General features: G+C 65.2%; 25 protein-coding genes. 14 read left to right on the top strand and 11 right to left on the bottom strand.

Features of this window, described 5'->3' with window-relative positions:
- Nucleotides 1-7: 7 nt before the first annotated feature.
- From RCAP_RS02975 to RCAP_RS02945, 7 genes are all read right to left on the bottom strand, one after another.
- Nucleotides 8-529 carry a gamma-glutamylcyclotransferase family protein gene (locus RCAP_RS02975; RefSeq protein WP_013066334.1) on the bottom strand — a complete coding sequence of 174 codons (522 nt, stop codon included), beginning with the start codon at nt 527-529 and terminating at the stop codon, nt 8-10.
- Nucleotides 526-1,206 carry a Fe-only nitrogenase accessory protein AnfO gene (gene anfO, locus RCAP_RS02970; protein ID WP_013066333.1) on the bottom strand — a complete coding sequence of 227 codons (681 nt, stop codon included), beginning with the start codon at nt 1,204-1,206 and terminating at the stop codon, nt 526-528. Before anfO ends, RCAP_RS02975 begins: the two co-directional genes overlap by 4 nt.
- Before the next feature lie 70 nt (nt 1,207-1,276).
- Nucleotides 1,277-2,659 (bottom strand): Fe-only nitrogenase subunit beta, encoded by a 1,383-nt coding sequence (anfK, locus tag RCAP_RS02965; protein WP_013066332.1) that lies wholly within the window; start codon nt 2,657-2,659, stop codon nt 1,277-1,279.
- Nucleotides 2,660-2,672: 13 nt separating this feature from the next.
- Nucleotides 2,673-3,020: a Fe-only nitrogenase subunit delta gene (gene anfG / locus RCAP_RS02960; protein ID WP_013066331.1), complete on the bottom strand. Its 348-nt coding sequence runs from the start codon at nt 3,018-3,020 to the stop codon at nt 2,673-2,675.
- A 7-nt stretch (nt 3,021-3,027) separates the two neighbouring features.
- A complete protein-coding gene (gene anfD, locus RCAP_RS02955) occupies nt 3,028-4,611 on the bottom strand; it encodes a nitrogenase iron-iron protein, alpha chain (RefSeq protein WP_013066330.1) in 1,584 nt (527 codons plus the stop codon).
- 56 nt (nt 4,612-4,667) lie between these two features.
- On the bottom strand, nt 4,668-5,495 hold the full coding sequence (gene nifH, locus RCAP_RS02950; RefSeq protein ID WP_013066329.1) for a nitrogenase iron protein: 828 nt from the start codon (nt 5,493-5,495) through the stop codon (nt 4,668-4,670).
- 263 nt (nt 5,496-5,758) lie between these two features.
- Nucleotides 5,759-7,375 carry a sigma-54-dependent Fis family transcriptional regulator gene (locus tag RCAP_RS02945; protein WP_013066328.1) on the bottom strand — a complete coding sequence of 539 codons (1,617 nt, stop codon included), beginning with the start codon at nt 7,373-7,375 and terminating at the stop codon, nt 5,759-5,761.
- A gap of 210 nt (nt 7,376-7,585) precedes the next feature.
- Here RCAP_RS02945 and RCAP_RS02940 point away from each other — a divergent pair, with 210 nt between their 5' ends.
- Together RCAP_RS02940 and RCAP_RS02935 are read left to right on the top strand one after the other, a co-directional pair.
- A complete protein-coding gene (locus tag RCAP_RS02940; RefSeq protein WP_013066327.1) occupies nt 7,586-8,203 on the top strand; it encodes a TetR/AcrR family transcriptional regulator in 618 nt (205 codons plus the stop codon).
- Complete coding sequence (locus RCAP_RS02935; RefSeq protein WP_013066326.1) at nt 8,200-8,520, top strand: DnaJ family domain-containing protein; 321 nt, start codon at nt 8,200-8,202, stop codon at nt 8,518-8,520. Before RCAP_RS02940 ends, RCAP_RS02935 begins: the two co-directional genes overlap by 4 nt.
- Here RCAP_RS02935 and RCAP_RS02930 read toward each other — a convergent pair.
- Nucleotides 8,517-9,068: a DUF2087 domain-containing protein gene (locus RCAP_RS02930; protein ID WP_013066325.1), complete on the bottom strand. Its 552-nt coding sequence runs from the start codon at nt 9,066-9,068 to the stop codon at nt 8,517-8,519. The genes RCAP_RS02935 and RCAP_RS02930 overlap by 4 nt on opposite strands.
- A 191-nt stretch (nt 9,069-9,259) precedes the next feature.
- Nucleotides 9,260-10,156, bottom strand: a complete 897-nt coding sequence (locus RCAP_RS02925) for a LysR family transcriptional regulator (RefSeq protein ID WP_013066324.1) — start codon at nt 10,154-10,156, stop codon at nt 9,260-9,262.
- Nucleotides 10,157-10,265: 109 nt separating this feature from the next.
- On the opposite strand from RCAP_RS02925, the gene RCAP_RS02920 reads away from it, so the two are divergent.
- The 4 genes from RCAP_RS02920 (at nt 10,266) to RCAP_RS02905 (ending at nt 15,221) form a co-directional block, all read left to right on the top strand.
- The gene (locus RCAP_RS02920; protein WP_013066323.1) at nt 10,266-11,687 is read left to right on the top strand and encodes a form I ribulose bisphosphate carboxylase large subunit; all 1,422 of its coding nucleotides are present in this window, start codon (nt 10,266-10,268) and stop codon (nt 11,685-11,687) included.
- 22 nt (nt 11,688-11,709) lie between these two features.
- On the top strand, nt 11,710-12,066 hold the full coding sequence (locus tag RCAP_RS02915) for a ribulose bisphosphate carboxylase small subunit (protein ID WP_013066322.1): 357 nt from the start codon (nt 11,710-11,712) through the stop codon (nt 12,064-12,066).
- 99 nt (nt 12,067-12,165) lie between these two features.
- Nucleotides 12,166-12,969 carry a CbbQ/NirQ/NorQ/GpvN family protein gene (locus RCAP_RS02910; protein WP_013066321.1) on the top strand — a complete coding sequence of 268 codons (804 nt, stop codon included), beginning with the start codon at nt 12,166-12,168 and terminating at the stop codon, nt 12,967-12,969.
- An 8-nt stretch (nt 12,970-12,977) separates the two neighbouring features.
- Nucleotides 12,978-15,221, top strand: coding sequence for a VWA domain-containing protein (locus RCAP_RS02905; protein WP_013066320.1), 2,244 nt, complete (start codon nt 12,978-12,980; stop codon nt 15,219-15,221).
- Between the two features lie 58 nt (nt 15,222-15,279).
- Here the strand turns inward: RCAP_RS02905 and cowN are convergent, their stop codons facing one another.
- A complete protein-coding gene (cowN, locus tag RCAP_RS02900) occupies nt 15,280-15,558 on the bottom strand; it encodes a N(2)-fixation sustaining protein CowN (RefSeq protein ID WP_013066319.1) in 279 nt (92 codons plus the stop codon).
- Nucleotides 15,559-15,615: 57 nt separating this feature from the next.
- The gene (locus tag RCAP_RS02895) at nt 15,616-16,242 is read right to left on the bottom strand and encodes a Crp/Fnr family transcriptional regulator (RefSeq protein WP_013066318.1); all 627 of its coding nucleotides are present in this window, start codon (nt 16,240-16,242) and stop codon (nt 15,616-15,618) included.
- 139 nt (nt 16,243-16,381) lie between these two features.
- On the opposite strand from RCAP_RS02895, the gene fdxD reads away from it, so the two are divergent.
- The 8 genes from fdxD to nifB all read left to right on the top strand — a co-directional run bounded on the left by fdxD (nt 16,382) and on the right by nifB (nt 26,894).
- Nucleotides 16,382-16,753 (top strand): ferredoxin FdxD, encoded by a 372-nt coding sequence (gene fdxD / locus RCAP_RS02890; protein WP_013066317.1) that lies wholly within the window; start codon nt 16,382-16,384, stop codon nt 16,751-16,753.
- A 264-nt stretch (nt 16,754-17,017) separates the two neighbouring features.
- Nucleotides 17,018-17,905 carry a nitrogenase iron protein gene (nifH, locus tag RCAP_RS02885; RefSeq protein ID WP_013066316.1) on the top strand — a complete coding sequence of 296 codons (888 nt, stop codon included), beginning with the start codon at nt 17,018-17,020 and terminating at the stop codon, nt 17,903-17,905.
- Nucleotides 17,906-17,970: 65 nt separating this feature from the next.
- Entirely contained in the window at nt 17,971-19,476 is a 1,506-nt protein-coding gene (nifD, locus tag RCAP_RS02880) for a nitrogenase molybdenum-iron protein alpha chain (protein ID WP_013066315.1), read from the top strand.
- A gap of 93 nt (nt 19,477-19,569) precedes the next feature.
- Complete coding sequence (gene nifK, locus RCAP_RS02875) at nt 19,570-21,108, top strand: nitrogenase molybdenum-iron protein subunit beta (protein WP_013066314.1); 1,539 nt, start codon at nt 19,570-19,572, stop codon at nt 21,106-21,108.
- A gap of 228 nt (nt 21,109-21,336) precedes the next feature.
- Nucleotides 21,337-21,765: a NifU family protein gene (locus tag RCAP_RS18255; RefSeq protein ID WP_013066313.1), complete on the top strand. Its 429-nt coding sequence runs from the start codon at nt 21,337-21,339 to the stop codon at nt 21,763-21,765.
- 138 nt (nt 21,766-21,903) lie between these two features.
- Nucleotides 21,904-23,190: an RNA polymerase factor sigma-54 gene (gene rpoN / locus RCAP_RS02865; RefSeq protein ID WP_013066312.1), complete on the top strand. Its 1,287-nt coding sequence runs from the start codon at nt 21,904-21,906 to the stop codon at nt 23,188-23,190.
- Nucleotides 23,191-23,483: 293 nt separating this feature from the next.
- Nucleotides 23,484-25,232 (top strand): nif-specific transcriptional activator NifA, encoded by a 1,749-nt coding sequence (nifA, locus tag RCAP_RS02860; RefSeq protein WP_013066311.1) that lies wholly within the window; start codon nt 23,484-23,486, stop codon nt 25,230-25,232.
- A 168-nt stretch (nt 25,233-25,400) separates the two neighbouring features.
- Nucleotides 25,401-26,894 carry a nitrogenase cofactor biosynthesis protein NifB gene (gene nifB / locus RCAP_RS02855; RefSeq protein ID WP_013066310.1) on the top strand — a complete coding sequence of 498 codons (1,494 nt, stop codon included), beginning with the start codon at nt 25,401-25,403 and terminating at the stop codon, nt 26,892-26,894.
- Nucleotide 26,895: the final 1 nt, after the last annotated feature.

Here is a 26,895-nt window from a genome sequence, read left to right as displayed (position 1 = left end):
TTTCCTTTCAACAGCAGGAGCCGGCAAAGATCGGCAATTGGATTGCCATCGGCACCGGATAGGCGGGCTCGGTGGCGGGCAGCGCCGCAAGCGCGGCGATGTAATCGGGGTCAAGCCCGTGCAGCCGCGCCCCTTCGGCGATGCGGTCGCGATAGGGGCGGCTGGGCGGTCTTTCCGCCCGCCGTTCGGTCTTGATCAGCGCCACCGCGCCCAGGGACAGGCCATCTTCGGTCACGACATCGATGGGGGTGTGAAAATACCGCCCGGTGCCGTTCAGCTTGACCCCGCGCGCGGCCTCCAGCATCTCGGCCTCGGACGGCGCCAGCGCATAGATCACGCCGGGCACATGGGCGTCGGGATCGGGGATCAGGCTTTCCTCGGCCCCGTCCCAGACCCGCGAATGGCCGAAAAACCCGATCCGCCAACCGCGCGCACTGGCCCGGGCGAGGGGTTTGGCCGAAGGGCAAAGCTTGCCGATCTCCTCGGGGTGCAGATCCAGTCCGTAAGCGAAAACAAGCACCTGTTTCATTGCGCAAGTTCCTTTTCCAAGGTGACGGTCACGAATAGCGCGCCCTCGCGGCGGTCTTCGGTGAAGCGCAGGCCCATGGCGCGCAGGGTGCGGGCGAACCAGCGCGGTTGATGATCCATGCGGATCGAGAGCGGGCGGAACGGTTCGGCCGCAAGGACCGGCCCCAGGACCGAACGCGAATTGTGCCGCGCATCGGCGGCAAGCGTCGCGGCCAGATCGATGAAGCGGCTGCCGTCGGGGCGGTCTTCCGCCTGCACCTCGGGCGGCGGGGAAATCGCGGTGACCTTGCTGCCGCAGCTGCCGCAACCGGCCTCGGGTTTCGTGTCGCAACAGGCGGCCTCACGCGCCCGTTCCTCCTCGCCCACGCAGACCGAGGCGAGCATCGCCTCGACGGGCCCGGTCGAGCGCCAGACGGAAAAGCCGTATTGTTCCTGCAAGAGCGAATAGACATAGCCGCGCACCTCGGCCGAGATCAGCACGGTGCAGGGGGCAAGCGCGAAGACCATGCGTTCGACGGCGGCGCGCAGGGCCGCGATGCCGCCCGCGCGCGGCAATTCCAGCGGCCAGTCCTCGACAAGCCGCCAGTCATCGCCGCTGCCCTCGTAAAGGACCAGCCGACCCGGGGCGTTCAGGCTGACGGGCTGGCCGGTGTCGTCCAGAAAAACCGCGATCTGCATGGGAAGCTCCTGACGCGAAAGGGAAAAGGCCGGGCCACGGGGCGGCCCGGCAGGTTGCGCGGCGATGCCGTCACCACACGTTGAGGATCCATTCCTTGTTTTTCTTCGCCTCCATGTCGGCGAAAAGCGTGTTGGCCATGGTTTCGGCAAGGAACATCGCCCCGCCGTAGCCCAGCACCGGATGGCGATACATCCCTGCCCGGTCGTAGGTCGGGAAGCCCACGCGGACCATCGGCACCTTGTAGTCGATCGAGATGAACCGGCCCTTGGAATGGCCGAGGATCAGATCGAGTTCGAGCCCTTGCTGGATGCGGCTTTCCAGATCCCAGAAATCGGCGTTCGTCACGATTTCCAGATCCGGCGCGTTTTCCTGCAGCGCCAGCACGCGGGGGTCTTTCACATAGCCCGAGTTGTCATCGCCCAGAAGCAGCAGTTTCGGCTTCATTTCGAGGTCAAGGCAGAACTCGGTCAGGCCGATGGCCAGATCGGGGTTCGCATAGATCGCCACCCTTTTGTCGGCCAGAAACATGTGGCCGATGTCGGCGATGGCATCGAGCGCAAGGCCCCGTTCCTTGACCAGCTGCGCCGGGATCGGCTGGCCGGTCATCTCGGAGACCGCTTTCAGGAAGGCATCGGTGTTGCGGATGCCGACCGGGGTCGGCCCGATCACCGCGGGAACCTTGAACTTCTTCTTCAGGTAATCGGCGGCCTTCATGCCTTCATAGCGATTGAGCGCGATGGTGCCTTTCGCATTGGCCGTGTCGCGCAGATCCTCGATCGTGGTCGAGCCGTGCGAATGGTGTTCCAGATCGGGCATCAGCGGGCTGTCGAAGCTTTCGACTTCAAAGAGCACGTTCGCCTTGACCTCCATCACCTCCAGAAGGTGTTTCAGCTCCTTCACATCGCCCGGGTTCACCCAGCCGGTGATCAGGTTGATCTTGTCGCTGGGCTCGTCCTTCGTCGCGAATTTCTTCACGAAATCATGCACCGCCTTGTCATAGCCGGTGATCATCGAGCCAACGAAGCTCGGGCAATGCACGGTGAGCAGATGCACTTCGCGGCCGGGGAATTTGGTCGGCAGCAACTCGTCTTCGAGTTTCGAAAGCAGCCCGTCCACGTCGTCGCCGATGATCTCGGTCGAGCAGGTGGTGATGATCGGCACCACCTTCACATCGGGGTAGCGGGTCAAAAGCACCTCGACCGCGGTTTCGACACGGTCGAGCGCGCCGAAGACCGCGCCATCTTCATGGACCGACGACGAGGCGATCTCGAAGCTTTCCTTCATGTGCTGCGAGATCAGCAGACGCACGAACATCACGCAGCCCTGGCCGCCGTGAACGATGCCGATGCAATCCTTGATCCCGATCGAGGCGAATTGCGCCCCGGCGGGCTGGCAGGTGAAGATCGGGTTGATCGTGCCTTCCCGCGCCTTCTGGGTGACCTGGCAAGTCATTGGGGTCTTCCTTTCAATAATGCGGGACGGTCAGCTCGGTATTGAGCGAGCCGTGAACGGTGAGATGGTCGATCTTCTCGTGCAACGCCTTGAACAGGCTCTTGATCTCGGGCTTGGTCATGGCCATCAGCCAGGGGAAGCGGGCCTTGTAGGCGCGCGACAGGATCACCGCATCGACCCAGTAGCAGCGGTCCATCGCGGTTTCATGCACCGGCTCCTCGCCGCACAGGATCTCGCAGGTCTGCGACAGGATCCCGGCATTCTGCTTGAGCCGGTCCCAGCCGCGCGAGTTGAACTGCCACAGGCAGTTCTTCATGATGTAATCGACGAGCGGATCGAGTTTTTCGCTGATATCGGTCATCTGTCCCTCATTCGGCGGCAGGTTGAACGGCGTCGCGGAGCGCTTTCTGCTCGGCGGCATAGGCCTGATTGCGGGCGCGGATCTCGGCAATCGAGTCGTATTTGCCGGTGTATTCGTGCAGCACCTCGCTGAACTTGACCTCATCCGAAACGGTCAGATCGGCGTTCATCTTGGCGGTGCGGAAGCCCGAGGTGATGGCCGCATCGGGGGCGGAAATATCCAGCGCCGCCAGCTGCCGCATCGGCGAATAGATCGCGTTGTAGATGTCGCGAGCGAAGCGGACCCAGCCCTCGAAGCCCTTGTAAGGCCCGTTGTGATAGGCATGGGCGTTCAGATAGGGGACGCCGTGTTTCTTGACGAATTCGCCGGGGCGTTTGCCGGTGAAGATGATGTCGGGCTTCAGCATCTCGATGGCTTCGACCGATTCCAGCTCGTTCGGGTCGTCGATCGCCAAGGCCCCCTCGCCGCAACGCGAGACGCCCTTTTCCATGTCGCCCTGATGGCCGAACTTGGTATAGACCGACACGACCTTGAGGCCCATTTCCTCTTCGATCGCATGGGCCCAGTGCCAGAGCTTCGATCCGCCCGGCCAGAGGCAGACCTTCTTGCCCTTCAGCCGTTCCTTGTACCAGTCCAGCTGCGGCTTCCACTTCGCATATTCCTCGGCGATGATCGCCTCGGCCTTGTCCTCGATGCCGAAGAAGAGCGCGACCTTGCGCAGCGAATTGGCGAGCGGCTCGAAGCCGAAGCCGTCGATATCCAGCCGGGGAATGCCGTAGCGGGCGCGGAGTTCGTCGCAGATGTATTCGGCAGACCGCGCGCATTCGAGCACGTTCAGATGCGCGCGGTGCATCATCCGCAGGCTGTCATAGCTGCCGTTGCCGGTGAAGGTCGACAGCACCTGAATGCCCATGCGGTTGAAATAGTCGATCATCACCTCCTGGTCGCCCTGGATGTTGTATTCGCCCACGTAGTTGATGACGTGTTCGCCTAGGTAGTCCGGCTCGACCGTGCCGACTTTCTGGTTCAGCCAGGCGATGTTGATCTTGTGGTGACCGCCCGATTGGCTGGGCCCCGCGAACCCGGGCGAGTTGCAGACGAACACATCGACATCGCCGCGTTCTTCCATCACTTCCTTGGCGATGGCATCGACGTCATCGCCGATCAGCGCCGTCGTGCAGGTCTGATAGACCGTCATCCGCTTGATGTTCGGGAAGGCGTCAAAGGCCTCGTGCATCGATTTCTTCAGCAGCCCCTCGGCGCCGAAGACGACGTGCTTTTCCTTCACGTCGGTCGCAAAGGTGTATTTCAACTGGAAGTTGTCATTGTCCGAGATGTAGCGCTTCGTCTGCCAGGTGTCATAGGTGCAGCCATTGGGCCCGTGGGAGATGTGGATCACGTCCTTCATCGGCGTGCCGATCACGTGTTTTGCGCCGCAATAGGCGCAGCCGCGTTCGGAAATCGTGCCGGGGATCGTGTTCAGGTAGCCTTTCGGCAGGCAAGAGGTCAGATCCTCGCCCGCCGCCTTCATCACCGCGTGCTCGCGCCGCTCGGGGATGCATTTCGAGACTTCAAACTCATGGTAGGGCATCGGCCTAACTCCATGGAAATTCGGGGAAAGGGCGCCGGGCGCGGCGCCCCGGAGGATCAGTCCATCAGGCCGTATTTGACGACCATGGCTTCCAGCTCATCCATGGCGAGCGGCTTCGGGATCACGAAATCCTCGTTCTCGATGATCTTGCGGCCGAGTTCGCGGTATTCCTGCGCCTGATTGGCCTCGGGCTGGAATTCGGTCACGGTCTGCTTGTTGAACTCGGCCTTTTGCACGATGTTGTCGCGCGGCACGAAGTGGATCATCTTGGTGCCGATGGCCTTGGTGAATTCCTCAAGGAATTCCTTTTCGCCATCGACATTGCGGCTGTTGCAGATGATCCCGCCCAGACGCACGCCCGATTGCCGGGCGTATTTCGCCAGACCCTTGCAGATGTTGTTGGCGGCATAGATCGCCATCATCTCGCCCGAGGCGACGATATAGACTTCCTCCGCCTTGCCGTCGCGAATGGGCATGGCGAAGCCGCCGCAAACCACGTCGCCCAGCACGTCGAAGAACAGGAAATCAAGGTCTTCGCTGTAGGCTTCGTTTTCTTCCATCAGGTCGATGGCGGTGATGACGCCGCGACCGGCGCAGCCCACGCCCGGCTCCGGCCCGCCCGATTCCACGCAGCGGATGTCCTTGAAGCCGGTCTTCACGACCTTGTCCACGGTGACGCGCTCGGCGCCCTCGATGCGCAGCGTGTCCATCACCGTCTGCTGCGGCAGACCGCCCAGGATCAGCCGGGTGCTGTCGGCTTTCGGGTCACAGCCGTGGATGAAGACGTTCTTTTCGTGGAAAAAGGCAAGGGCTGCGGCGGTGTTCTGGGTGGTCGTCGATTTGCCGATACCACCTTTGCCGTAAATGGCGATCTTGCGGGTCATGGGTCGCTCCTTGGGAAGGGATGTCTTGCGACGGCGTTTCGCATCCGTCTGAACCCTATAGAGCAGCCCCCGTGCCAAGGCGGCTTCGGGGCGAAATGCCCGCTCAACCATATGATATTAATGGAAATCATCGCCCCGTCGCCCGACAGGAACTCCTTACCGTTATGTAACCGATTACCGTTCGGTAAACGGAATTCCGAACGGGCTGCCGCAAAGAAAAAGCCCCGCCGAAGCGGGGCCGGTATTCGGTCATTGGCCGTCGATCAGGCCGAAGCGCGATACCGGTGCGGGTCGATGCCGAGCCGCCCCATCCGCAGGCCCAGCACCCGGCGCGAGACCTGCAAAAGCTCGGCCGCCTGGCCGATATTGCCCTGGGTCGTCTTCAGCGCCTCGACGATCATTTCGCTTTCGACCAGACGCACCTTTTCCTCCAGCCCCAGCCCCAGCGTCGTGCCGCTTTCGCGCGCCGTCTGCAGCGAGGGCGGCAGGTTCCAGGCGTGGATCACTTCGTCATCCGACAGGATCACCGCCCGCTCGATCACGTTTTCCAATTCCCGCACATTGCCCGGCCAGTGATAGGCCATCAGCATGTTCAGCGCGGGCGTCGAGATCCGCTTGACCGATTTTTCCATCGCCTTGCAGGCCTTGGCGACGAAATGATCGGCAAGCAGGATGATGTCAGAGCCGCGCTCGCGCAGGGGCGGAACGGTGATCGGCACGACGTTGAGACGGTAAAACAGATCCTCGCGGAACCGCCCCTCGGCCACCATCCGCACCAGTTCCCGGTTCGTCGCCGCAATCACCCGCACATCAACCTGAACCGGGGTGCTGCCCCCCACCCGCTCCAGCGTGCGATCTTGCAGCACCCGCAACAGCTTTGCCTGCACCGAGGGGCTGAGTTCCCCCAGCTCGTCCAGAAACAGCGTGCCGCCATCGGCCTGTTCGAACAGCCCCTTGCGGCTGGCCAGGGCCCCGGTGAAGGCGCCCTTTTCATGGCCAAAAAGCAGGCTTTCCGCCAGCGTCTCGGGGATCGCGGCGCAGTTGAAGCGCACGAAGGGTTTCGCCGCCCGGTCCGAGGAATAATGAATGGCCGAGGCGACCAGTTCCTTGCCGACCCCGCTTTCGCCCAAAATCAGCACCGTCGCCCGCGTCTTCGAGACCTTGCCGATCAGATCATAGACATCGGCCATCATCGCCTTGGAATTGCCGATGATATTGCCGGGCTTGAAGCGTTCGCGCAGGGCATCGCGCAATTCGCGGTTCTCGCGTTCCAGTTCCAGCTTTTCGACATTGGCGATCAGGTAAAGCTCGACCGTCGGCGCGATCATCAGCGCGATGGCGGCCAGAAATTCGGCATCCTGCTTCAGAAGCCGCTGGTTGAGGTAACTGCGCTCGCCGCCGATCGTGCCCAGAACCCGCTTGCCCAGCATGATCGGCACGCAGACGAAGGCGACCCTGCGCCGGGATTCCCCGGCATGCGCCCCGGTGCGATCCAGAAAATCCGGGCTCTCGTGCAGCCGCGGCGCGATGATCACCCGCCCCGTCTCAGCGACCTTGCCGGTGATGCCCTCGCCCATCGCATAGACGCCGCGGCTTTCCTCTTCCGCGGTCAGCCCGAAGCTTTGATGAATGAAGACCTGGCCGCGGCGGCGGTCCATCAGCGACACCGTGCCCCGCTCCATCCGCATTTCACTGCGCATCGTCTTCAGGATCATGCCCAGGCTCTCGCCCGGGTCGGGGGATTGCGAAATCACCGCATTGAGCCGGTAAAGCGTCGGCAGCAGGTTCACCCGGCATTCGCCGGTGAAGCACTGGCCGAATTCGTCCTCGGGACTGGCCTGCCCAAGCTCGAGTGCCTCGACCTGATCATCGCCGAACATGACCGACTCCGTTATATAGTGATTCCATATAACGACAGGCTGCGCCGCACAAGGACACCGATCCAAGGGCGGCGCCCGCCTCTGTGCGCGGATGCAGGCAAGAACCCCGCGCCTGCCCGTTATTCGGGCAAGCCTGCCCCGCTCGAAGGCGCTTTGGGAATGGTCCGGCGCGGGGTTGCCTTTTGCCGAAATCAATCATATGATTGAGTCATGACCGAACAGACCCCTCTCCAGCCCTATCTGCGTCAGGACAGGCGACGCGAGATGATCGCCGCGGCGGCACAAGCTCTGATCCTGGAAAAGGGGGCGGCGGCGCTGCGCACCCGCGATGTGGCGGCCCGCGTCGGCATCAACATCTCGACGTTGCACTTTCATGTCGCCACCAAATCCGGGTTGTTGCGGCTGGTGGCCGAAACGACGCGCGCGGCCTTTTGCGCGCTTTTGCCGCCCGCGCCCGACCCCGCCCGACCGGCGCGGGATCAGCTGCGCGCCGAGGTGCAGGCCTATCACGACAGCCTGCGCGACCGTCCCGAACTGGCCGCCTGTTTCGCGCAGCTGGCGCAGATCGCCCCGTCAGAGCCCGAGATCGGCGCGCTGATCGCGGAGTTCACCCGCGGCTGGTGCGGCCGTTACACCGAGATTCTCGGCCTTGGCCGGGCGCAGGGCGTCTTTCGCGCCGATCTGGACCCGCTTCCGGCGGCGCTGATGATCACCGGGGCGCTGACCGCCTTCGGCCCGCGCGGCCCGGCGGGGCTGGCGCTGTTCTGGCCGGTTTTCACCGAAATCGAACGCGGGCTGATCGCCCGTCCGCAAGGAGTCCAGGGATGAAATTTTCCGACATGGCGGAACGGCAGATCCTGAAGGCGCAGGCCGAGGGGCAGTTCGAAAACCTGCGCGGCGCGGGCAAGCCCCTGAACATGGGAGACAATGCGGGCAGCTCCGATGCCATCGGCTTTCGCATCATGGCCGAGGCGGGGGCGCTGCCGCGCGAGATCGAGCTGCGCAAGGCGGTCGAGGCGCAGACCGAAAAGCTGCGCGCGGCCCCGACCGAAGAGGACCGCCGCCGCGAGGCCAGGGTTCTGGCCGATCTGCAGCTGCGCCTCGACATCGAGGCCGAGGCGCGGCGGCGGTTTTACGGCCGTTAAGGGCGGCTGCGCGGCGCCAGGTCGCGGATCAGAAGCCGCGCCTCGGCGGGCGGGGCCTGTTCCAGCCGCAGGTAATTCGACCCGTCGGGATCGCGGCGGAACAGCCCCAGATCGACCAGATCGCGGCGCAGGATCGCCGGATCGCCAAAAAGATGCAGCGCCCTGAGCCGCTCGCCGATCTCGCGTTCCGACATCGGCGTCGCCGCGGGCAGCCGCGCCCACAGCCCCCAAAGGCACAGGATCTGCTGCGCCCGTTTCGAGGGCCAGCGGCTCAGCCGCCCCTCGGCATCGAATAACCCCGCCACCTTGGCGATGCGGCGCAGATCGACCGGTTCGGGCGCGGCCGCGGGCGGCGGTGCGGGGTCGGCCGCGGGCACGGCGCCCGCGCGCAGGTGCTGGAAGTTGCGAAACCCCGCCGCCCGCGCCAGCATGTTCAGCAGGCTCAGATGCGAGGGGGCCCTGTCCGGGCGGACGGCCAGCTGCGCGCCAAGGGCACGGGAAAATTGCGAAAGATCCGCGATGGCAAGCGGAATGGACTGTCTCGGCATGATCGTTCCTCGGGGGCCGTCGATCCATCGCTGGTCGCTGACTTGCGACAAGGCCCCGGGAAGCCGGGTCTGTCACGGGAAATCGGGCAGGTTTAGCTTCCCTTGCGGGACAGCGACGCCTCGGTGAACTGCCGACCGTGGCTTGGGGCTAGCATGAAACCGGTGTTTTCGCAAGCGGGCCAGGCGGCGCGTCAGCTCGGGCCCGCGCTGCCCGCCGCCAGATGCGCCAGAAAGGCTCTGGCCGCCACCGACAGATGCTTGCCGCGCGGATAAGCGACGTTCCAGACCCGCAGCAGCGGAAAGCCCTGCACATCCAGCACCGCAAGCCGCCCGGTCTCGGCCTCCAGCGTGATCGTGTCCTGCGACAGGATCGCCAGGCCCAGCCCTGCCGCCACCGCCGCCTTGATCGCCTCGTTCGAGCCCAGCTCCATCCGCACCTGCGGCCGGATGCCGTTCTCGGCAAAGAACTTTTCCGCCGCAGCCCGGGTGCCGGACCCGGGCTCGCGCAGAATGAAGGGCGCCTCGGCCAGCGCGGCAAAGGGCACCGCGGTCACGCCCGCCAGCGGATGGCCCGGCGGCGCCAGCACGAGGATCGCATTGCGCGCAATCGGGCGGGCCACCACATCCAGCCCCTCGGGCGGCTGGCCCAGAATGCACAGGTCATCCTCGTTCGCGGCCAGACGGGCGATCACCGTTTGCCGGTTGGTGACGGTCAGCGCCACTTCGATCCCGGGGTTTTCGGTGCAAAAGGCGCCCAGAAGCCGCGGCAGGAAATATTGCGCGGTGGAGACGATGGCCAGCCGCAGCCGCCCTCGCCGCAGCCCCTGCAGATCGGCCAGCTGCATCTCCAGCCGCTCGATCCCCTCCAGCGTCTCGCGCGCGGTGGCCAGCACCGCCTGCCCCGCCTCGGTCAGGAAAAGCCGCTTGCCGATCCGGTCAAGCAGCACGGCGCCGAGTGCGTCTTCGAGCTGCTTGACCTGGGTGAAGACCGCGGGCTGGGTCAGGTGCAATTCCTCGGCGGCGCGGGTGTAGCTGGCGTGCCGCGCCACCGCGGCAAAGACCTGCAACTGGCGAAGCGTGCAACGCATGATAAGCTTTTCCCTATTTCATCACTAAAAACTATTCAGTTTTGTAAAGTCCCGCAAGGCCGCATAGTCCCCGCAAGCCCCGCCAAACGGGCCAACCAACGAGGGAACCATGGCCGCCAAGACCTATGACGCCGGTGTCAAAGACTACCGCTCGATCTATTGGGAACCGCAATATCAGGTGAAGGACAGCGACATTCTGGCCGTCTTCAAGGTGGTGCCGCAGCCGGGCGTCAGCCGCGAGGAAGCCGCCGCCGCCGTCGCCGCCGAAAGCTCCACCGCGACCTGGACGACGGTCTGGACCGACCTTCTGACCGATCTCGATTACTACAAGGGCCGCGCCTATGCGATCGAGGATGTCCCCGGCAGCGACGAGGCCTTTTATGCCTTCATCGCCTATCCGATGGACCTGTTCGAGGAAGGCTCGGTCGTCAACGTCTTCACCTCGCTCGTCGGAAACGTCTTTGGTTTCAAGGCGGTGCGGGCGCTGCGGCTGGAAGACGTGCGGTTTCCGCTCTGGTTCGTGATGACCTGCCCCGGGGCGCCGCACGGGATGAAGGTCGAGCGCGACCTTCTGGACAAATACGGCCGCCCGCTGCTGGGCTGCACGATCAAGCCGAAACTGGGTCTTGCGGCCAAGAACTACGGCCGGGCGGTCTATGAATGCCTGCGCGGCGGGCTGGATTTCACCAAGGATGACGAGAACGTCAACAGCCAGCCTTTCCTGCGCTGGCGCGACCGCTTCCTGTTCTGTCAGGAGGCGATCCAGAAGGCCGAGGCCGAAACCGGCGAGCGCAAGGGCCATTACATGAACGTCACCGCCGGGACGATGGAGGAGATCTACGAACGCGCGGAATTCGCCAAGGAAATCGGCACGCCGATCATCATGTCGGATTATCTGACCGTCGGCTGGGCGGCGCATACGAGCCTGTCGCGCTGGTGCCGCAAGAACGGGATGCTGCTGCATGTCCACCGCGCCATGCATGCGGTGATGGACCGCAACCCCAATCACGGCATCAACTTCCGGGTGCTGGCGAAGATCCTGCGGCTGATGGGGGGCGATCACCTGCATTCGGGCACCGTCGTCGGCAAGCTCGAGGGCGACCGCGAGGCGACGATCGGCTGGATCAACCTTCTGCGCGATCGCTTCATCAAGGCCGACCGGTCGCGGGGGATCTTTTTCGATCAGGACTGGGGGCCGCAGCCGGGGCTGTTCCCGGTGGCTTCGGGCGGCATCCATGTCTGGCACATGCCGGCGCTGGTCTCGATCTTCGGCAATGACTCGGTGCTGCAATTCGGCGGCGGCACGCTGGGCCACCCCTGGGGCAATGCCGCGGGCGCCTGTGCGAACCGGGTGGCGCTGGAGGCCTGCGTGCAGGCCCGCAACGAGGGCCGCCATCTGGAAAAGGAAGGCAAGGAGATCCTGACCAAGGCCGCGCAATCGAGCCCCGAGCTGCGCATGGCGATGGAGACCTGGAAAGAGATCAAGTTCGAATTCGACACCGTCGACAAGCTCGACGTGCAGCACCGCTGAGACCGGCCCGAAAGGACATCAGATGAGCACCGTTCAGGACTACCCCTCCCGCCTCTCGCGCCCGGAAAGCCGCAAGATGGGCACCTTTTCCTATCTGCCGCCGATGGGCGAGGCCGAGATCCGTCGTCAGGTCGAGTGGATCGTGAAGAACGGCTGGAACCCGGGGATCGAACATACCGAACCCGACTTCGCCGCGCAGATCTATTGGTACATGTGGAAACTGCCGATGTTCGGCGAAACCGATGTCGATGCGATCCTGGCCGAGCTGAAAGCCTGTCACGAAGCGAACCCCGGCCATCATGTCCGGCTGATCGGCTATGACAATTTCACCCAAAGCCAGGGCGCCAACATGATCGTCTATCGCGGCACCGCCGTCTGAGCCGACACCCTGCCCGCCGCCCCTCCCCTCCTGGCGGCGGTTCACGGCCCGCCGCGACCTTCCTTGCGGCGGGCCCCTTTCCCCATCCACGAGGCTGTCATGACCGATCCCACCCAGCCTTTCCGCATTCCGGCCGAGCCCTGGTATCGCCCGGTCGCCGATGAAATCGCGCTGTTCGAGGCCGCCCATGCGGCGCGGATGCCGGTGATGCTCAAGGGCCCGACCGGCTGCGGCAAGACCCGTTTCGTCGAGCACATGGCCTGGCGGCTGGGCAAGCCGCTCGTCACCGTCGCCTACAACGAGGACATGACCGCCTCGGATCTGGTCGGGCGCTTCCTGCTGGATGCCACGGGCACGCGCTGGCAGGACGGGCCCTTGACCTTTGCCGCGCGGCATGGCGCGATTTGCTATCTGGACGAAGTGGTCGAGGCGCGGCAGGACACGACCATCGCCATCCACCCGCTGACCGACAATCGCCGCGTGCTGCCGCTTGAAAAGAAAGGCGAATTGCTGCGCGCCCACCCGGATTTCCAGCTCGTGATCAGCTATAACCCCGGCTATCAGGCGCTGATGAAGGATCTCAAGCAATCGACGAAGCAACGCTTCGGCGCGCTCGATTTCACCTGGCCCGAGCATGGCGTCGAGGTCGAGATCGTCGCCCATGAAACCGGCATCGACCCGGCCTTGGCGCAAAAGCTGGTGGCGATCGCGGAACGGGCGCGCAACCTCAAGGGGCACGGCCTTGACGAGGGGATTTCGACGCGGATGCTGGTGCATGCGGGCGGGCTGATCGCCCAGGGCGTGGCGCCGCTGGCCGCCTGCCGGATGGCGCTGGTGCGCCCGATCACCGACGATCCCGACATGCGCGACGCGCTTGACGCCGCCGTCACCACCTATTTCTGAGGCCCGCCATGTCCGCCCCGCTTGCCCCCGAGCCCCTGCCCGATGCGGCGCAGGACGCCCTGACGCGCCTCGCCCCCGAGGCGGCGCGGGCGCTTTCGGCGCAGGGCCGCGCGGTCTGGCACGAGGGCGCGGCGGCGCTTTCCCGCAGCGGCAAGGGCGCCGAGGCGGTGCAGGCCTGGGCCGAGGCGGCCCTGCCCGTCGCCCGCGATCTGGGGGAAGACGTTCTGCCGGACCTTTTGCGCGCCTGTCTGGCGATGGCCGCGCGCACCTCGGGCGCGGTGATCGCGCGGGTTCTGGCGACGGCGCCGCTCGCCGCGCGGCGGCTGGGCGATGCCGATCTGTTCCGCGCCTATCTGGGGTTTCTGGATCTGCTGCTGGCGCAGGCGCCGCGGGGGGTGCGGCCGATGCTGGATCAGCTCGACAGGCTTCTGGCCGTGCTGACGCTGGGCGGTCTGCGCCGCTGGGCGCTGTGGGGCGCCGAGATGCACCGCACGAATTACCCCGAACAGGCGCGCTATTTTGCGCTCGAAAGCGCCGAGGCGCAGGCTGTGCTTCAACGCGAACGCAAGGGCGTGCTGTTCGTCGATATCCACCGCCGCATCGGCGCCTATCTGCGTGCGCTTTGGGGGCGGGATTTTCCGATGCGCCCGACCTCGGGCGATTTCGAGACGCGCGAGGGGCTGCGGCCCTGTCTGGAAGCCGGGGTGATCCATCTGCCCGATGCCTGGGATGATACGCAGGGCGCGACGGGGCTTGATCTTTACCGCGCCGCCGCCGCCCATGCCGCCGCCCATCTGGCGGCGCGGCGGGGGCCGCTGTTGATGGAGGGGCTGAACCTGCATCAGCGCGCCTGCATCGGGCTGATCGAGGATGCAAGGGCCGAGGCGCTGGCGATTGCCCGCTTTCCGGGGCTTGGCCCGCTTTGGGCGCGGTTTCATACCGGCACCGGGCCGCTCGACCGCATCGCCCGCGCGCTGCTTTTGCCCGCGACGCCGGAAACCGACCCGAACGCGCTTTGGGCCCGGGCGGCGCTGGCCGGGGCCGATCTTGCCGACGAGATGGCCGCGCTGCGCATCGGCCTTGCGCTGGCCGCGCGGCTTGATCCGCGCCTGCCCACGCCCGCCCTGCCCTATCGCGATGACAACCGCGCGCTGTGGGAAGGCGACGAAAGCGACTGGTCGGACGGGGTGGCACCGCCCGCGCAGATCCGCCGTCATGTCTCGGTTTCCGAGCTGGTGAACGAGGTCGAGGTCGAAACCGCGGGGGACGATGCGCAGGAAATCCTGGTCTGCGCGACCGAGCTGTTTGACGATGCCGGCAGCAGCTTCAACGCGCGCGAGGGGCGCCCGCCCGTCGCGCCGCCACGCCGGTATCCGGAATACGACCACCGCAGCGGGTTCGACCGGCCCGACTGGGTGACGGTGCATGACAAGCGCCCCCGCCCCGGTGATCCGGACCTGACCGAGGCGATCTTGCAGGCGCACCGCCCGGTTCTGGCGCGGATGCGCCGGGTGCTGGAGGCGCTGCAGCCGCAGGGCGTGCAGCGGGTGCGGCGGCTGGAAGACGGCGACGAGCTGGATCTGAACGCCGCGATCGGTGCGGCGGTCGATCTGCGGCTGGGCCGTCAGCCCGACCCGCGGGTGATGATGCGGCAACGTCAGGTCACGCGAGATGTGGCGGTGCTGCTCTTGCTCGATCTGTCCGCCTCGACCAATGATCCGGCGGGGCCCGGGGGCAGGCGGCTTCTGGATCTGACCCGCGAAGCGACCGTGCTGCTGGCCGAGGCGGTGCACCGCGTCGGCGATCCTTTCGCGCTGCACGGCTTTTGCTCGGACGGGCGGCACAATGTGTTTTATCAGCGTTTCAAGGACTTTGCCGAGGTGTGGGGGCCCGGCCCCAAGGCCCGGCTGGCGGGGATGGAGGGGCAGCTTTCCACCCGGATGGGCGCCGCGATCCGGCATGCGGGCTGGCATCTGGGCCAGCAGCGCGCGGCGCGCAAGCTGCTGTTGGTGCTGACCGACGGGGCGCCCGCCGATATCGACGAACGCGCCCCCGCGCATCTGCGTCACGACGCCCGCGCCGCGGTGGCCGCGCTGGCGCGGCAGGGCGTGCTGCCCTTCTGCCTCAGCCTTGATCCCGAGGCGGATGCCTATGTGGCGCAGATCTTCGGGCCGCGCGGCTACCAGATCCTCGACCGCGTCGAGCGCCTGCCCGAACGCCTGCCCCGCCTTTACGCCGGGCTCGCCCGCTGAGGCCGCCGCGGTCGGGCGCCCTTGCGCCCCGCGGCCCCGGGGAAACATCCCCGCCCGGTCAGAGGCAGTGATGCTCGATATGCCAGAGCAGCGCCAAGGCCGCTTCGTCGTCTTCCTCTTCGAAGAAGGACATCAGCGCATTCACCTGCGCCCCGATGAACCGCAGCCGGTCGTGGCCCATCTGCGCATTCTCGGCCAGTTTCTTCTCGAAATAGGCGACCCAGCGCGAGTCATTGCCCGCCATCCGCGCCGCCAGCATCTCGCACAGGCGGTCGGCATTCGTGTCACAGGCGATGCCCATGAAGGTCACGTAACGGTCGGGGGTCTGGTCGTTCATCGCGGGGTCCTCGGCTATTGCGGCTTGTTTCATAGGCCCGGCCAAACGGAATTTCTGTCAGCCGGATGACACTTCGGCCAGCCGCGCCAGATGGCCCGGATCGTGCAGGCAGAGCTGATGCCGCCCCGGCCGGGACAGGACACCCGCGCGGATCAGCCGGTTGATCAGCGTCGACAGCGTCTGCCGCGTCGTGCCCAGCGCGGTGGCCAGGGCCTCGGTCGGGCCGATCAGCCGGATCGTGTCGGCCCCCTGCGCCGCGCGTTCGGCCAGAAGATGCCGCGCCAGCCGCGCCTCGACCGGGCGGAAGGCCAGATCCTCGATCAGATCAAGGGCCCCGCGCAGGATCTGCCCCACCTCGCGAAAGGCGGCCACGCCAAGGTCCGGGTGCCGCGCCACCAGATCCAGCATCTCGGCCACCGGCCAGCTGAGCACCTGCGCGGGTTCGGCCGCCACCAGCCAGACCCGGGTGTGGGTGACGAAAAGCCCGCCCCTGCGCAGCTGCGCCAGCGTCACCTCGCGCCCGGCCCCGGTCAGGCTCAGCCGCACCGTGCCGCTTTCGATCAGGATCAGCCGGTCCGAGGGCGCATCCGGCCGCGCGATCGTCTCGCCCGCGGCGTAGCGGCGGCGCAGACCGCCTTCGAGGCGGGAAATCCAGTCGGAAGAGGCGGGCGGGGGCGGGGGCATCGGACCTTGGCGCAGGAGAGGAACAGGGCCAAGGCTAGGCCCCCGCCCGCCCCCCGGCAAGCCCGCCCGGCGGCGCTGGCATGGCCCTTGCTGCGCGGTTTTCGGGATCTTTCCCTCAACGACAGAAAAGAGGACTGCGATGCCGAACATCACCTTTACGTCGCCCATCATGAAGAAGGACAAGACCATCTACGCGGTGGCGGGCAACACCGCGACGATCCTGGCGCTGGCCAAGGAACATGCGATCCCGATCCCGTTCGAATGCGGCGACGGCGATTGCGCCTCCTGTCTGATCGAGGTCACCCATCTCGACAACAAGCCCGCGATGGCGATGATGCTGACCGAAAAGGAGAAGGCGCGGCTGAAAGAGCTGCAGATGATCACCGCCGAGGAGATCGAGGCGGCCGAGGTCAGCGACCTGCCGCCGCGCTTCCGTCTGGCCTGCCAGTTCATCCCGCGCGATGAAGACGTGATGGTGCATTTCACCGGCACCCCCGGCGGCTCGGTCTGAAACCGCCGCAAGGACCGGAAAACCCCGCCGCGCTGGCGGGGTTTTTCATTTCCTCCCGACAGAGGGCCCGACAAAACCCCGCCCGACACCGCAGGCCCTACAATTTGTCGGCCTTGTTCCATTTCGAACAAAACCTTCAACACCATGATTTCGCGTCATTATTTGCGAAAATTCCGGTTGGCACGATGGCTGCTGTAGAAGCTGTGAGCCCGGTTAGGAACCGTCTCGATATTCGTGAAGCACCAACCCCCAAGGGAGCCACACATGGGCAAACTCCGTCAGATCGCCTTCTACGGCAAAGGTGGTATCGGCAAGTCGACCACCTCGCAGAACACCCTCGCCGCGCTGGTCGAGATGGGTCAGAAGATCCTCATCGTCGGCTGCGACCCCAAGGCTGACAGCACCCGTCTGATCCTGAACACCAAGCTGCAGGACACCGTGCTGCACCTGGCCGCCGAGGCCGGTTCGGTCGAAGATCTGGAAGTCGAAGACGTCGTGAAAATCGGCTACAAGGGCATCAAATGCACCGAAGCCGGCGGTCCGGAGCCGGGGGTTGGCTGCGCCGGCCGTGGCGTCATCACCGCGATCAACTTCCTTGAAGAAAACGGCGCCTATGACGATGTGGACTATGTGTCCTATGACGTTCTGGGCGACGTGGTCTGCGGCGGCTTCGCCATGCCGATCCGTGAAAACAAGGCGCAGGAAATCTACATCGTCATGTCGGGCGAGATGATGGCGCTTTACGCCGCCAACAACATCGCCAAGGGCATCCTGAAATATGCGAACTCGGGCGGCGTGCGTCTGGGCGGGCTGATCTGCAACGAACGCAAGACCGACCGCGAGCTGGAACTGGCCGAAGCGCTGGCCGCCAAGCTGGGCTGCAAGATGATCCACTTCGTGCCGCGCAACAACGTCGTGCAACATGCCGAACTGCGCCGCGAAACCGTGATCCAATACGATCCGACCTGCAGCCAGGCGCAGGAATACCGCGAACTGGCCCGCAAGATCCACGAGAACTCGGGCAAGGGCGTCATCCCGACCCCGATCACGATGGAAGAGCTGGAAGAGATGCTGATGGATTTCGGCATCATGCAATCGGAAGAAGATCGCGAAAAGCAGATCGCCGAGATGGAAGCCGCGATGAAGGCCTGAGGCCTGACAGTTCAGGTGGGCAGCCTGCCCACCTTTTCGAAACCTGAAGTGAGGGAGCCAAAAGAATGGCCAAAGATCACGCGGGCGGCCCGGAAGACCTCGAGAACCTGATTGCGGAAGTTCTCGAAGCCTATCCGGCGAAAGCTCAGAAGAAACGCGCCAAACACCTCTCGGTGGCCGGTGCGACCAGCGAAGACGCCGACGCCGTCACCGGCATCGCGTCGAAATGCGACACCGTCAAATCGAACATCAAATCGGTCCCGGGCGTGATGACCATTCGTGGTTGCGCCTATGCCGGTTCGAAAGGCGTGGTCTGGGGTCCGATCAAGGACATGGTCCACATCAGCCACGGCCCGGTCGGCTGCGGCCACTATTCGTGGAGCCAGCGCCGCAACTACTACACCGGGAAAACCGGCGTGGACAGCTTCGTGACGATGCAGTTCACCACCGATTTCCAGGAAAAGGACATCGTCTTCGGCGGCGACAAGAAGCTGGAAAAGACGATCGACGAGATCAACGAACTGTTCCCGCTGTCGAAAGGGATCACGATCCAGTCGGAATGCCCGATCGGCCTGATCGGCGACGACATCGAGGCCGTTTCGAAGAAGAAGAACAAGGAAATCAACAAGACCATCGTTCCGGTGCGTTGCGAAGGTTTCCGCGGTGTGTCGCAATCGCTGGGCCACCACATCGCCAACGACGCCGTGCGCGACTGGATCTTCGAGCAGCCCGAGTCGGAAGCGACCAAGGCCTTCGAGCCCGGCCCCTATGACGTCAACATCATCGGTGACTACAACATCGGTGGCGACGCCTGGGCCTCGCGCATCCTGCTCGAGGAAATCGGTCTGAACGTGATCGGCTGCTGGTCGGGCGATGCGACGCTGGCGGAAATGGAACGGGCGCCGAAGGCGAAGCTGAACCTGATCCACTGCTACCGGTCGATGAACTACATCTGCCGCTACATGGAAGAAAAGTATTCGATCGGCTGGATGGAATACAACTTCTTCGGCCCGACCCAGATCGAAGCCAGCCTGCGCGCCATCGGCGCCAAGTTCGACGAGACCATCCAGGCCAATGTCGAAAAGGTCATCGCCAAATACCGGCCGCTGGTCGATGGCATCCTGGCCAAGTACAAGCCGCGGCTCGAAGGCAAGTCGGTGATGCTTTACGTCGGCGGCCTGCGTCCGCGCCACGTCGTCACCGCCTATGACGATCTGGGCATGGTGATCGCCGGGACGGGCTATGAATTCGCCCATAACGACGACTACAAGCGCACCGGCCATTACGTCAAGGAAGGCACGCTGATCTATGATGACGTCACCGGCTACGAGCTGGAGAAGTTCATCGAGAAGATCCGCCCCGACCTCGTCGGCTCGGGCATCAAGGAAAAGTATCCGGTGCAGAAGATGGGCATTCCGTTCCGTCAGATGCACAGCTGGGACTACTCGGGCCCCTATCACGGCTACGACGGCTTCGCGATCTTCGCGCGCGACATGGACATGGCGATCAACAACCCCGTCTGGGGCCTGTTCGACGCGCCCTGGGACAAAGCCCCCATCGCCGCCGAGTGAGCCCAAGGGGGGCGGTGCACTGCCGCCCCCACCCTCCCTTCCCCCCGTCGGTGCGTCCCGGAATGCGGACGGCCTTTGACAAGGAATTGACCCATGCCCCAGTCGGCTGACAAGGTGCTCGACCACTCGAAACTGTTCTTCGAGCCTGAATACAAAGAGATGCTCGCCAACAAGAAGGCGACCTTCGAATGCGGCCATTCCGCCGAAACCCTCGCCCAGATCGGCGACTGGACGGCGTCCTGGGAATACCGCGAAAAGAACCTCGCCCGCGAAGCCCTGACCATCAACCCGGCGAAAGCCTGCCAGCCGGTCGGCGCCGTCTTTGCCGCGCAGGGCTATGAAGGCACCCTGCCCTTCGTGCATGGCTCGCAAGGCTGCGTGGCCTATTACCGGTCGCACCTGTCGCGTCACTTCAAGGAACCTTCGGCGGCGGTGTCGTCCTCGATGACCGAAGATGCCGCGGTGTTCGGCGGTCTGACCAACATGGTCGAGGGCCTGGCCAACGCCTATGCGCTTTACAAGCCGAAGATGATCGCCGTTTCGACCACCTGCATGGCCGAAGTCATCGGCGACGACCTCAGCTCGTTCATCATCAAGGCGAAAGAGGCCGAAAGCGTGCCGGTCGATTTCCCGGTGCCCTTCGCCCACACCCCGGCCTTTGTCGGCTCGCATGTGGACGGCTATGACAACACCCAGAAAGGCATCCTGTCGCTGTTCTGGGCCGGGGCCGAGCGCGTGGCGAATGACAGCCTGAACATCATCCCGGGCTTCGACGGTTACGCCGTGGCGAACAACCGCGAAATCAAGCGCCTGCTGGATACGATGGGCGTCAGCTTCACCTTCCTGTCGGATGTGTCGGAAGTCTATGACACCCCCTCGGACGGGCATTACCGCATGTATGCGGGCGGCACGAAACTCGAAGACGCGAAAGCCGCGGTGAACGCCAAGGCGACGCTCTCGATGCAGGAATGGTGCACGCCGAAGACGCTCGAATATGTCGAAACGACTGGTCAGGAAACCGCCGTCTTCAACTATCCGATGGGCGTTTCCGCCACCGACAGCTTCCTGATGAAAGTCTCGGAACTGACCGGCAAGGCGATCCCGGACAGCATCAAGCTGGAACGCGGCCGTCTGGTCGACGCGATCGCGGACAGCCAGGCCTATCTGCACGGCAAGACCTTCTCGATCTTCGGCGACCCGGACTTCGTTCTGGGCATGGCGAAGTTCATCATGGAGATGGGCGGCGAGCCGGTGCATTGCCTCGCCACCAACGGCTCGAAGAAATGGGCCAAGCAGATGGAAGAAGTTCTGGCCGCTTCGCCCTTCGGCAAGCAGGGTCAGGTCTGGGCGGGCAAGGATCTGTGGCACATGCGCAGCTTCCTGATGACCGAACCGACCGATTTCCTGATCGGCTCGTCCTACGGCAAATATCTGGAACGCGACACCGGCATCCCGCTGATCCGTCTGACCTTCCCGATCTTCGACCGTCACCACCACCACCGCTTCCCGACCTGGGGCTATCAGGGCGGCCTGACGGTTCTGGTCAAGATCCTCGACGCGATCTTCGTCAAAGCCGACGCCCGCGCCGGTGACTGGGGCAAGACCGACATCAGCTTCGATCTGACCCGCTGAGCACGCTTTCTCTCGACCTGGGCCGGCAGTTTCGACTGCCGGCTTTTTTCGTTTCGGCCCGACGTTCGGCAAGGTCCACCGCCCCCGACCCGATTTTCCGCATTTACAACAATGTCTGTCGCAAATCCCCCAATGTGGGCCTGAAGCTTGCTTGCGGGGCCCGTTACGGTTGGCACGCTTCTTGCTGGATCATTTCTGAAGCCTCAACCGATCAAAAAGGGGGATGCGATGAAGGATCTCTTCGACGAAAGCCTGACGCTGGACACCGCGCTGCCGCGGCCCCAGGCACCGCCCGCCGCCGCGGCCCTGGCCGCCCGGCAGGCCGCGGGCGGCAAGGCCCCCGACACCGCCGCCTTCCTTGCGAATTTCGTCAGGATCGGAGAGATCGCCGCCCCGAAACCCCCGGCCGCGCCGCTGTTTCCGCCCGAGGAAGAAGCCGCGGTCGTCGCCGAGCTGATCGCCGAGATGCGCCCGATGTTCCAGCGCGACGGCGGCGACATCGAGCTGATCGGCCTCACCGGCGCCACCGTTCAGGTGCGGCTTTCGGGCAGCTGCGCGGGCTGCATGATGTCGGCGCGCACGCTTTCCACGGTGCAACACCAGCTGATCGAAACCCTGGGCCGCCCGGTCCGGGTCGTCCCCGAGATCCGGCACTGAGATGATCGCCCGCCGCCCCGCCCAAAAACACGGCACAACCCAGGGTGGCGCGGCGCGGATTTCGGCACCTGACCCTTTCTTCACCTGCGGCGCCCTGCCGCCCCACGCAATGACCCGAGTTTGAGATAGGTTGTCCCCATGGAACTCGCGCAGACGCTTTCCCAAAGACAGACGATGCAGATGGCGGGGCAGATGCTCCATTCCCTCGCCATCCTTGGCATGTCGTCGCAGGATTTGTCCGAGCATCTGACCGAACAGGCCACATCGAACCCCTTTCTGACCTACCGCGCCCCGCCCGCCTTCATCGCCCGCGGCGGCGAGGATTTCGACGCCGTGGCCGCGGTGGCCGCGCACAAGCCCAGCCTGATGGCCCATGTGGTCGATCAGATCGAGATGGCCTTCACCGAGACCCCCGACCGGCTGCTGGCGCTGCGCTTTGCCGAGGCGCTGGAGCCGAGCGGCTGGCTGGGCCAGAGCCTCGACAGCATCGCGCTGGCGGCGGGCGTGTCGCTTTCGCGCGCCGAATCGATGCTGGCGGTCCTGCAGGGCTTCGAGCCTACCGGCCTTTTCGCCCGCGACCTGTCGGATTGCCTGATCCTGCAGGCGCGCGAGGCCGACATCCTGACCTGGGAAGTCGAAACGCTGATCCGCAACATTCGGCTGATCGCGGAAAACCGGCTGTCCGATCTGGCCGATCTTTGCGATTGCGACATCGGCGACATCCCCGAAATCATCAAGCAGATCCGGCACTTGAACCCGAAGCCGGGGCTTGCTTTCGACCATCAGCCGACGCCCGTTTTCCCGCCCGATCTGATCGCCGTGCGCGGCGCCGAGGGCTGGACGGTGGAACTCAACCGCGCCACCTCGCCCACGATCACCGTGCGCGAAGATCGTTTCGCCGATGGCACCGCCGATGCGAAGGCGCGCGCGGAACGGCGCAAGGCGCTGGCCGAGGCCCGGGCGCTGGCGCAGGCGCTGGAGCGACGCGGCGATACGCTGTTGCGCACCGCCGCCGTGCTGGTGGCGCGGCAATCGGCCTTCCTCGACAAGGGGCCCGCCCATCTGGTGCCGCTGACGCTGGAGGATGTGGCCTCGGAACTGGGCCTGCATGCCTCGACGATTTCGCGCGCGGTCTCGGGGCGGATGATCCAGACCCAGACCCGGGCGCTGCCGCTGCGGGCGTTCTTTTCCCGCGCGGTCTCGACCCAGGGCGGTGGCGAGGCGGTGTCGCGCGACAGCGCCCTTGATTTCGTGCAGCGCACCGTGGGCGGCGAAGATCCGCAAAACCCGCTGTCGGATGATGCGATCGTGACGCTCGCCGAACGCGCCGGGCTGCGGATCGCGCGGCGGACGGTGGCGAAATACCGCTCGACGCTGGGCCTTGCCTCCTCCTACGAGCGTCGCCGCGCCGCCGCCGCGCGCTGAGTCTGCGAAACGCGACCTCTGCCAGACCGGAAGCGCCATTTTTTTCGGCGCTCCGGCCATTCCCGCCTCAAAGTTGATCTTAACGAAGCCTCAATCACCCCCAAGTTGCGACATATTGGCACCTGAGACTGTTTGCGCCGTGCATCCGGGCGCAAGCTTGACCAAGTCTCGACATGTCCGCCACGGCACCCAACCGCGATCGAACGATCCACGCAGCGCAGACTGCGGCACCCCATGGGAGGGGGTGATCGTCGTTTGATCCCCCGGCGCCGGGCAAGCGAGGGAGAACAGTGATGATCGACATCCGGGACCGGCTCGTCCCCCAACCGCAGGCAAGACATCGCTCGGCGCGGGCCACGGCCGACCGCCTTGCCTTGGATGCGCTTTACGAGATCGCGAAGACCTTTGCGGCGGCGCCGGATCCGGTGGCGGAGGTGCCGCAGATCTTCAACGTGCTGTCGTCTTTCCTCGATCTGCGCCATGGGGTGCTGGCGCTTCTGGCCGAGCCGGGCGAGGGCGCGGGGGTGAACCCCTATGTCATCGCCGCGACGGCCTTTCAGCGCAGCCCCGAGGCCCCCGCCGCGGATGTGCTGCCCGATGCCGTGGCGCGGATCGTCTTTCGCTCCGGCGTGCCTTTCGTCAGCTTTGATCTGGCCGCCGAATTCGGCGCCGAGGCGGTGCCGAAACGGCTGCGCGACGCGGGCCAGACGCTGATCGCCGTGCCGCTGCGCGACCCCGAACGCAGCCATTTCGTCCTCGGCGTCCTGGCCGCCTATCGCAGCCATGACCACAACCGGTCGGGCTTTTCCGATGCCGATGTGCGGGTGCTGACGATGGTCGCCTCGCTCCTCGAACAGGCGCTGCGCTTTCGCCGCCGCATCGCGCGCGACCGCGAACGCGCGCTCGAAGACACCCGCCGCATGCTGCAGACCGTCACCGAACAGCGCGGCCCGGCGGCGCCGGTCAGCCTCGATGGCATCGTCGGCTCCAGCCCCGCCATCGCCGAGGTGGTGGCGCAGATCAAGCGCGTCGCCTCCACCCGGATGCCGGTTTTGCTGCGCGGCGAAAGCGGCACCGGCAAGGAATTGTTCGCCCGCGCCGTGCACGCCCAAAGCCCCCGCGCGAAAGGCCCGTTCATCCGCGTCAACTGCGCCGCGCTTTCGGAAACCCTTCTGGAATCGGAACTTTTCGGCCATGAGAAAGGCGCCTTCACCGGCGCCACCGCGCTGAAAAAGGGCCGGTTCGAACTGGCCGATGGCGGCACGCTGTTTCTGGACGAGATCGGCGAGATCAGCCCGGCCTTTCAGTCGAAACTGCTGCGCGTGCTGCAGGAGGGCGAGTTCGAGCGCGTCGGCGGCGCGAAGACGATCAAGGTCGATACCCGCATCGTCGCCGCGACGAACCGCGACCTGGAAGACGCCGTCGCGCGGGGCCAGTTCCGCGCCGATCTTTATTTCCGCATCTGCGTCGTGCCGATCGTGCTGCCGCCCTTGCGCAACCGCAAGAGCGACATCAAGCCGCTCGCGCAGCTGTTCCTGGACCGGTTCAACAAGCAGAACGCCACCAATGTCAAATTCGCCGCCGATGCCTTTGACCAGATCTGCCGCTGCCAGTTTCCGGGCAATGTGCGCGAGCTGGAAAACTGCGTGAACCGGGCCGCGGCGCTTTCGGATGGGGCGATCGTTCTGGCCGAGGAACTGGCCTGTCGGCAGGGGGCCTGCCTTTCGGCGGAACTGTTCCGGCTGCAGGACGGCACCTCGCCGATCGGCGGGCTGGCGGTGGGGCGGGTGATCACGCCGACGGTCCGGGTGAGCGCGCCGCCGCCCGAACCCGCCCCTGCGCCCGAGCCCGCGCCCGAAGCGCCGCCGCGCGAGGAGGTGCCGCTGCGCACCAAGACCGCGCAGCTGAGCCGCGAAGAGCTGCTGCGGGCGCTCGAAAGCGCGGGTTGGGTGCAGGCGAAGGCGGCGCGGCTTTTGGGCATGACCCCGCGCCAGATCGCCTATGCGCTGCAGAAATTCGAGATCGAGCTGCGCAAGATCTGAGGGCGCTTGGAAGACGCGACGGACCCCGGCTTCGGCCGGGGTTTTTGTTTGCGCGCCTGTCGCATTCCCGACAAAAGCGCAGGTTTTGTGCCAATCGCCCCGCCGCGGGCCTGGCACGGTTCTTGCTGCATCCCTGATGACCCAAGCGGGACCAGAACGGAGAGCAGCATGTCGGACAATGTCGTGGCCCTTGGCACCCTGGCGATCGGCTCGAAGGAGAGCCTCTCGGCCGCGCTGGCCGCGGGCGGCTGTTCCGCGACCGGATCGGCAACCGGCTGCGGTAGCAAGGAAAAACCCGAAGACATGGACCCGGCGACCTGGGCCAAGGTCAAGGATCACCCCTGCTATTCCGAAGAGGCGCATCATTATTTCGCCCGCATGCATGTGTCGGTGGCGCCCGCCTGCAACATCCAGTGCAATTACTGCAACCGCAAATACGATTGTTCGAACGAAAGCCGCCCCGGTGTCGTGTCGGAACGGCTGACGCCCGAGGAGGCCGCGCGCAAGGTGATTGCGGTGGCGAATGAGGTGCCGCAGCTCTCGGTTCTGGGCATCGCCGGGCCGGGCGACAGCGCCTATGACTGGCTGAAGACGAAGGAAACCTTCCGGCTGGTGACGGCGCAGATCCCCGACATCAAGCTGTGCCTGAGCTCGAACGGGCTCGCCCTGCCCGATCACCTCGATGAACTGGTCGAGATGAATGTCGATCACGTGACGATCACCATCAACATGATCGACCCCGAGGTGGGGGCAAAGATCTACCCCTGGATCTTTTACAACCGCAAACGGATCTATGGCGTCGAGGCGAGCCGCATCCTGCATGAACGGCAGATGGCGGCGCTCGATGGTCTCGTCGCGCGCGGCATCCTGGTCAAGGTCAATTCGGTGCTGATCCCCGGGATCAACGACGCGCATCTCCTGGAGGTGAACCGCGAGGTCAAACGCCGCGGCGCGTTTTTGCACAACATCATGCCGCTGATTTCGGCGCCCGAACATGGCACGCATTTCGGCCTGACCGGGCAGCGCGGCCCGACGGCGGCCGAGCTTCTGGCGGTGCAGGAGGCCTGCGCGGGCGGGGCCAATCTGATGAAGCACTGCCGCCAGTGCCGCGCCGATGCGGTGGGGCTTCTGGGCGAGGATCGGGGTCAGGAATTCACCCTGGACCTCGTGCCCGAGGCGCCGGTCTATGATCCCGCCGCGCGCGAAACCTATCGCGACTGGGTGGGCGCCGAGCGCGAAGACCGCCGCGCCGCCGCCGAGGCCGCCCAGGCCGCGACCGAGGCGGCCTGCGCGGCCAGCTCGCCGAAACTTCTGGTCGCGGTGACGACCCAGGGCGGCGGCCGGATCAACCAGCATTTCGGCCATGCGACGGAATTCCAGGTCTTCGAGGTCGATGCCACGGGCGTCCGCTTCGCCTTTCACCGCCGCTGCGACAACTATTGCGTCGACGGCGGCGGCGCGGAAGACCGTCTTGACCGCGTCATCGCGGCGCTTGACGGGATCGACACGGTTCTGGTGGCCAAGATCGGCGACTGCCCGCGCGAGGGCCTGGCAAGCGCCGGCATCACCGCCCGCGACAGCTGGGCCCACGACTACATCGAACCCGCCATCCTTGCGCTTTACCGCGAAAGAATGACCCAGAAACAAGCCATCACCGCGTAAG

Source organism: Rhodobacter capsulatus SB 1003, from assembly GCF_000021865.1.
Taxonomy (GTDB): Bacteria; Pseudomonadota; Alphaproteobacteria; order Rhodobacterales; family Rhodobacteraceae; genus Rhodobacter; species Rhodobacter capsulatus_B.
This window is presented reverse-complemented; position numbering and strand designations above follow the sequence as displayed.

Excerpts from the sequence above, each read along its gene's own strand:
- RCAP_RS02975 (WP_013066334.1), bottom strand. The coding sequence starts at position 529 with ATGAAACAGGTGCTTGTTTTCGCTTACGGACTGGATCTGCACCCCGAG.
- anfO (WP_013066333.1), bottom strand. The coding sequence starts at position 1,206 with ATGCAGATCGCGGTTTTTCTGGACGACACCGGCCAGCCCGTCAGCCTG.
- anfK (WP_013066332.1), bottom strand. The coding sequence starts at position 2,659 with ATGACTTGCCAGGTCACCCAGAAGGCGCGGGAAGGCACGATCAACCCG.
- anfG (WP_013066331.1), bottom strand. The coding sequence starts at position 3,020 with ATGACCGATATCAGCGAAAAACTCGATCCGCTCGTCGATTACATCATG.
- anfD (WP_013066330.1), bottom strand. The coding sequence starts at position 4,611 with ATGCCCTACCATGAGTTTGAAGTCTCGAAATGCATCCCCGAGCGGCGC.
- nifH (WP_013066329.1), bottom strand. The coding sequence starts at position 5,495 with ATGACCCGCAAGATCGCCATTTACGGCAAAGGTGGTATCGGCAAATCG.
- RCAP_RS02945 (WP_013066328.1), bottom strand. The coding sequence starts at position 7,375 with ATGTTCGGCGATGATCAGGTCGAGGCACTCGAGCTTGGGCAGGCCAGT.
- RCAP_RS02940 (WP_013066327.1), top strand. The coding sequence starts at position 7,586 with ATGACCGAACAGACCCCTCTCCAGCCCTATCTGCGTCAGGACAGGCGA.
- RCAP_RS02935 (WP_013066326.1), top strand. The coding sequence starts at position 8,200 with ATGAAATTTTCCGACATGGCGGAACGGCAGATCCTGAAGGCGCAGGCC.
- RCAP_RS02930 (WP_013066325.1), bottom strand. The coding sequence starts at position 9,068 with ATGCCGAGACAGTCCATTCCGCTTGCCATCGCGGATCTTTCGCAATTT.
- RCAP_RS02925 (WP_013066324.1), bottom strand. The coding sequence starts at position 10,156 with ATGCGTTGCACGCTTCGCCAGTTGCAGGTCTTTGCCGCGGTGGCGCGG.
- RCAP_RS02920 (WP_013066323.1), top strand. The coding sequence starts at position 10,266 with ATGGCCGCCAAGACCTATGACGCCGGTGTCAAAGACTACCGCTCGATC.
- RCAP_RS02915 (WP_013066322.1), top strand. The coding sequence starts at position 11,710 with ATGAGCACCGTTCAGGACTACCCCTCCCGCCTCTCGCGCCCGGAAAGC.
- RCAP_RS02910 (WP_013066321.1), top strand. The coding sequence starts at position 12,166 with ATGACCGATCCCACCCAGCCTTTCCGCATTCCGGCCGAGCCCTGGTAT.
- RCAP_RS02905 (WP_013066320.1), top strand. The coding sequence starts at position 12,978 with ATGTCCGCCCCGCTTGCCCCCGAGCCCCTGCCCGATGCGGCGCAGGAC.
- cowN (WP_013066319.1), bottom strand. The coding sequence starts at position 15,558 with ATGAACGACCAGACCCCCGACCGTTACGTGACCTTCATGGGCATCGCC.
- RCAP_RS02895 (WP_013066318.1), bottom strand. The coding sequence starts at position 16,242 with ATGCCCCCGCCCCCGCCCGCCTCTTCCGACTGGATTTCCCGCCTCGAA.
- fdxD (WP_013066317.1), top strand. The coding sequence starts at position 16,382 with ATGCCGAACATCACCTTTACGTCGCCCATCATGAAGAAGGACAAGACC.
- nifH (WP_013066316.1), top strand. The coding sequence starts at position 17,018 with ATGGGCAAACTCCGTCAGATCGCCTTCTACGGCAAAGGTGGTATCGGC.
- nifD (WP_013066315.1), top strand. The coding sequence starts at position 17,971 with ATGGCCAAAGATCACGCGGGCGGCCCGGAAGACCTCGAGAACCTGATT.
- nifK (WP_013066314.1), top strand. The coding sequence starts at position 19,570 with ATGCCCCAGTCGGCTGACAAGGTGCTCGACCACTCGAAACTGTTCTTC.
- RCAP_RS18255 (WP_013066313.1), top strand. The coding sequence starts at position 21,337 with ATGAAGGATCTCTTCGACGAAAGCCTGACGCTGGACACCGCGCTGCCG.
- rpoN (WP_013066312.1), top strand. The coding sequence starts at position 21,904 with ATGGAACTCGCGCAGACGCTTTCCCAAAGACAGACGATGCAGATGGCG.
- nifA (WP_013066311.1), top strand. The coding sequence starts at position 23,484 with ATGATCGACATCCGGGACCGGCTCGTCCCCCAACCGCAGGCAAGACAT.
- nifB (WP_013066310.1), top strand. The coding sequence starts at position 25,401 with ATGTCGGACAATGTCGTGGCCCTTGGCACCCTGGCGATCGGCTCGAAG.